Raw genomic sequence first — 6,123 nt, 5'->3', positions numbered from 1 at the left:
GTCCTGGGTGAAGGCGCTGGCGAAGGACGCCAGCAGGTTCGACATATCCACGTCATCTACCCAACAATTTTTGTCAGCCAGGATGTTAAAGATGCTGAGGGCATCTGGACAAGCGTTGTTGGACCACTGGCCATTGATCGGTGTCGAACGGTGATCCCCTTTAGCGTTTTTCAAAGGTACACGCGCGACGTGCGTGTAAGGAACGGCCGTTTCACACCGCAAGCACGGCGCCTGGTTCCGGGCGACACCGCAGAAGACACCCCATGGATGTCCAGAAGGAAGAAGGCGGCATCGCCGCCCGCTTCCTTCTGCCGTTCTGCCTCGCTGCCAATCCCTACGCCGGGCTGCGGTCCAGCGATGCCTCGTCCAGCGCGCGGGCGATGTCGGCCAGGAAGGCCGGTGCGCGCACGATATCCAGGTGGCCGGCGCCGGCGATCACCACTTCGCGTACCGTGTCGGCATGCCGATCCCACGCACGGCGCTTGCCGGCGGCCACGGTCTGCTCGGCGTGCCAGACGTGCAGCGGCGCGGCGATGCGGCCATGGCGGTGCAGCGATACCGCGTTGTTGACGTTGATTTCCGCCCACAACTGGTATTCGGCGGCGTGGATGGCGGCGCCGTCGCTGGGCAGGGTGTCGCCGACGTCGGCCACTTCGTAGCGGTAGCGCTCGCGTTGCGCCGGGCTCAGGCGCTCGAACAGCGCCTGCCAGCGCTCGCGCATGCTGGATCGCTCCAGCCAGGCATCCACCGTCTGCGTCACCCCTTCATGCTGCGCTGGCGTCAGTGACGGCCGGTCGGGTGTGAGCGGTTGCGCCACGTCGATCAGGCCGACGAAGCTGACCTGGATGCCGTCGGCCTCCAGTTGGCGGGCCGTCTCCAGCGCCAGTTCGCCACCCAGCGACCAGCCGGCCACGGCGCAGACGCCATTGCGCGTGCGTGGACGGATGTAGTCGGCGTACTCGGCCGCCATGCCGGCCACGGTGAAATCGCACCAGCGACGCGCGGTGAGCGCGTGGCTGACGAAGCCGTACACCGGGCACTGCCGGGCCAGCGCGGCGATCAGCGCCTTGTACTCCGCCGTGTTCACGAACAGGCCGGGGAACAGGAACAGCGGCACCGCGCCACCGTCGTGCTCCACGATCAACACATCACGATCCTCATCCTGAGCGTGCGCTTCCATTGCCTGCGCCAATGCGGCCACGTCTCGTGCGCGCAGCAGTTCCAGCAGGCTGACGCTGTTTTCGCCCCATTGCGCATGGATGCGTTGCACCAGTTGCAGTGCCAGCAGTGAATGCCCGCCCAGTTCGAAGAAATTGTCGTTCCGCCCCACGCGCGCCAGGCCCAGCAAGTCCGCCCAGATCGCCGCCAGCGCGGTTTCCAGTTCGCCCACCGGCGCAACATGGTCCGACACCGTATCCAGTGGCGCAGGCAGCGCCTTGCGGTCGATCTTGCCATTGGGATTGAGCGGCAGGCGCGGCAGCACCGTCACCACGCCGGGCACCATGTAGTCGGGCAGCGTTTCGCCCAGGCACGCCCGCAGTGCGCGGCCATCCAGCACGCATGCACCGTCGAGCGACACATACGCCAGCAGCCGGGTACCGGCCGGGCCGTCCTGCGCCACCACTACCGCCTCGCGCACGCCGGGAATCGCCAGCAGTTGTGCCTCGACCTCACCCAGCTCGATACGGAAACCGCGCACCTTCACCTGAAAGTCGATCCGGCCCAGGTATTCGAGTTGCCCGTCGTTGCGCCAGCGCACCAGATCACCGGTGCGGTACAGCCGGCCGCCCTCCTGACGGTCGGCCGCCCCATCGAACGGATCGGCCACGAAGCGCTCCGCCGTCAGCGCCGGCCGGCCGCCATAGCCGCGTGCCAGCAACGGGCCGCCGATGCACAACTCGCCCGGCACGCCCGGCGGCACCAGGTTGAAGTCGGCATCCACCACGCGCAGCACGCGGCCCGCCAGCACGCGGCCGATGGGCATCTGCTGTGGCAGCGCGCGTTCGCCATGCACATACGGCGCACAATCGAGCACGGTCGCGGTGACCGTGGCCTCGGTGGGGCCGTAGGTATTGAGCAACGTCACGTGTGCCAGGTCCGCAGCCTGCCATGCGCGCAGACCTTCGGGCGGCATCGCCTCGCCGCCGGCGTGCATCTGCCGTAAGGCGCCATAATCGCGGATGCCCATGCGAGCAAAATCCTGCACCAGCACCAACCAGTAGGCTGTGGTCAGATCGACCACGCTGATGCGCCGCGCCAGCAGCTCGCGGTGGAAGGTGGCGCTGTCCCACAGCTCGGGGCCACGCAGCACCACCACCGCGCCGGCCAGCAGCGGCGGGAACAGTTGTTCGACGAAGCCATCGAAATTCAGCGTGGAGAACTGCAACATGCGATCGGCCGCGCTCAGGCCGAAGAAGTGAATCGCCGTATGGCTGTGCTGGTGCAGCGCGTGGTGCGAAATCCCCACGCCCTTGGGCTTGCCGGTCGAGCCGGAGGTGTAGATCACGTAGGCCAGGTTGTGCGTATGCACCGCCACGCGGGGATCGCTCGCCGCACCATCCACCCCGGCTGTTCCAGCCGGTTGCGCATCGAGCAGCAACACCGGTAGCGTGGGCGGCACGGGGATGCGCTCCCGTACCGGGGTCTGCGTCAGCAGCAGCGCAATGCCGGCATCGTCGATGATGTAGCCCAGTCGGTCGGCCGGGTATTCCGGGTCCAGCGGCACGTAGGCACCGCCTGCCTTCAGGATCGCCAGCAGGCCCACCACCATTTCCACCGAGCGCGCCACCGCGATGCCGACGCGGGTATCCGGCCCTACACCGTGTGCAATCAGCCGGTGTGCCACGGCATTGGCGCGCGCGTTCAGTTCGGCATAGCTGAGCCGGGTATCGCCGAAGATCAGCGCAATGGCGTCGGGCCGCAGCCGGGCCTGGCGTTCGAACTGGCGCTGTACCGGCTCGAAGCCGCCATGCTCTTCGGTATCGATGCCCCAGCGTTGCAGTTGCGCCAGCTCCGCCGCGTCCAGCAGCGGCAGATCGCCGACCGCCTGCTCCGGCGTATGCGCCAGCGCATGCAGCACACCCAGCAGGTGCCGTGCCCAGCCGGCCACCGTGGCGGCGTCGAACAGCCCGGCCGCGTAGTTGAACAGCAGATCGACGCGACCATCCGGGTGTTCGTGGCTGTTGAGCGTCAACTCGAACTGCGCTTCCTGCTCGGCCAGCGGATAGGCATCGAGCGTCAGCCCCGGCAGGCTGGCCAGCGCCCGCAGATCGCCGCGCTGATGGTTGAACATCACCTGGAACAACGGCGTGCTGCCCAGGCTGCGCTGCGGCTGCAACGCCTCGACCAGTTGCTCGAACGGCAGATCCTGGTGCGCCTGCGCGCCCAGCGCCGCCTGCCGCGCCTGAGCCAGCACCTCGCCCAACCGGCTGCGGCCGTGCAGCCGGCCACGCAGCACCTGCGTGTTGACGAAGAAGCCGATGACGCCTTCGGTCTCCACACGCTGGCGGTTGGCGATAGGCACGCCGATGCGGATATCGGTCTGTTCGGTATGGCGATGCAGCAGCACCTGGAATGCGGCCAGTAGCACCATGAACAACGTCGCGCCCTCCGCCTGGGCGCGGCGTTGCAGGGCCGCAACCAGGTCGGTCGGCAAGCTCAGCGGTAGATCAGCGCCGCGATAGCGGCCATCCGGGCGGCGCGGGTGATCGGCGGGCAGTTGCAGCACCGGGTGCGCCTCGCCCAGATGCTCGCGCCAGTACGCCAGTTGCCGTGCCTGTTCGCCAGCCTCCAGCCAGCCGCGCTGCCATAGTGCGTAGTCGGCGTACTGAATGGTCAGCGGCGGCAACGCCGCCGGTTGGCCCTGCCGATGCGCCAGGTAGTGGGCGGCGAACTCATCGACCAGCAATTGCATCGACCAGCCGTCCGATACGATGTGGTGCATCACCACCACCAGCACGTGCGAGTGCGCCGTCTCGCGGATCAGCGCCGCGCGCAGCAGCGGCCCGCGTGTCAGGTCGAACGGCGCGGCGTTGACCGCCAACGCGGCGCGGCGCACCTCGGCATCGCGCGGGGCGGGATCAAGCGCCGACAGGTCGGTCAGCGGGATATCCAGCGCGAACGCGGGCTGGATGCGTTGTTGCGCCAGCCCATCTCCGGCCGCCTGGAACACCGTGCGCAGCGATTCGTGCCGCGCCAGCAGCGCATCGAACGCCGCGCGCAACGCCGCAGTATCCAGCGCGCCTGTCAGCCGTAGCGCACCGGGGATGTGATACGCCGTGCTGTCGGGCTCCAGTTGCCAGAGGAACCACAGCCGGGACTGTGCGTACGACAGCGGCAGCCATTGGCCGCGCTTTTCGTCCGATAACCGGGGGATGCCCGGCGCCGGCTCGGTCGCGGGCCGCACCTGCGCCGCGATGGCCGATAGGGTCTGGTGCTCGAAGAACTGCTTGGCGGTGAGCTTGAAGCCGCGCTTGCGCGCCCGGGCGACCGCTTTCAGGCAGAGGATGGAATCGCCGCCCAGGACAAAGAACGAATCGTCCCGGCCGATGCGCGCAACGCCAAGCAGCTCGGTCCAGATGTCGGCCAGCGCCATCTCCACCTCGCCCTGCGGCGCTTCGTGCCGCGCCGACGCTGCCGCCACCGGGGCGGGCAGCGCCTTGCGGTCGAGCTTGCCGTTGGCGGTCAGCGGCAAGGCGGTCAGCGCGGTGAAGGCGCTGGGCACCAGGTAATCGGGCAGTTGCGCGGCCAGCGTGGCGCGCAGCGCTTCGATATCCAGCATGTCGGGCGTGAGATATGCCAGCAGTTGCGCCCGACCATCGGCGGCCTCGCCGACGACCACCTGCGCATCGGTCACGCCGGGCAAGGCCAGCAGCGCGGCCCGCACTTCGCCCAGCTCCACGCGGTAACCGCGAATCTTCACCTGATCGTCGGCGCGGCAGAGGAACTCCAGGCTGCCGTCGCGCAGTTGACGCACCCTGTCGCCGCTACGGTACAGGCGCTCGCCCGCGCGGGCCGGGTGGGCAACGAAGCGCTCGGCGGACAGGCCCGGCCGACCCTGGTAGCCGCGCGCCACGCCGGCACCGCCCAGGTACAGCTCGCCGCTGGCGCCCTGCGGCACCGGGTTCAACGCGGCATCGAGCACCCACGCTTCCACATTGCCCAGCGGCCCGCCGAGCGGCAGCGTCGCCGCGGCATGGCTGGCGCTGGCCGCCGGCTGCGTCAGCACGCCGACCGTGGTTTCGGTCGGGCCATAGTGATTGATCACACGGCACGCCGGCTTCAGCGCGGCGATGCGTCCCAGCAAGGCCCACGGCGTGGCCTCGCCACCGACCACCAGCGCGTGCGCCGGCAGCACGCCCGCCGGGTTTGCCGCCTGCAACAGCGCTTGCAGGTGGCTGGGCACGATCTTCAGTACATCGATGCAGTGGTCGCCCATGTACTGGGCGAACCGGTCGGGATCGAAGGCGCTGGCAGCGTCGATCAGGTGCAGCGTGCGGCCGCTGCACAGCGCGCCGTAGAAGCTGGTATGGCCCAGGTCAGCCGATACGGTGGACACCATTGCCACCTCGCGTGCCGTCTCGGGCAGATCGAGCGCGGCCAGTACCGCCTGGGTGTAGTTGGCCAGCGCGCCATGACCGATCACCACGCCCTTGGGCTGGCCGGTGGAGCCGGAGGTGTAGATCAGGTAGGCCGCCTGCTCCGGCGCGATTGCCGGCCAGGGGCCATTCGCCGTGGCCGGCGCAGCAACGAAACGCAGTGGCAGCAGTGGCAAGGTGTCGGGGGCCGATTCCGGCTGGGCGCTGAGCAGCAGCCGCGCGCCGCAATCGCCCAACAGGAACGCCAGCCGTTCGGCCGGCAACGCCACATCCAGCGGCACATAGGCGCCCCCGGCGCGCAACACCGCCAGCACGCCGAGCACGAACTCCGCGCCGCGCGGCGCATGCAGCCCAACGCGAACTTCGGGCCCGACGCCCGCCTGGCGCAGCTGTGCCGCCAGCGCGTTCACCTGGGCATCGAGCGCTGCATAGCTGTAGGCCTGGCGTTCGTCGCGCACCGCCAGGGTGTCGGGCACGCGCGCCACGGCGGCGTCCCAGGCGTCCAGCACATTGGCGTGCGTCCACG

Annotated in this window: 1 protein-coding gene; it reads right to left on the bottom strand. The window is 69.0% G+C overall.

What is annotated here, in order from left to right:
* Positions 1-334: 334 nt before the first annotated feature.
* Positions 335-6,106 carry a non-ribosomal peptide synthetase gene (locus FAZ21_RS19705; RefSeq protein ID WP_211243541.1) on the bottom strand — a complete coding sequence of 1,924 codons (5,772 nt, stop codon included), beginning with the start codon at positions 6,104-6,106 and terminating at the stop codon, positions 335-337.
* Between the last annotated feature and the right edge of the window lie 17 nt (positions 6,107-6,123).

It is taken from the genome of Chitiniphilus eburneus, from assembly GCF_005048205.1.
Classification (GTDB): domain Bacteria; phylum Pseudomonadota; class Gammaproteobacteria; order Burkholderiales; family Chitinibacteraceae; genus Chitiniphilus; species Chitiniphilus eburneus.
Note: the sequence above shows the minus strand (reverse complement) of the source record. Positions and strands in the feature narration are given on the sequence as shown.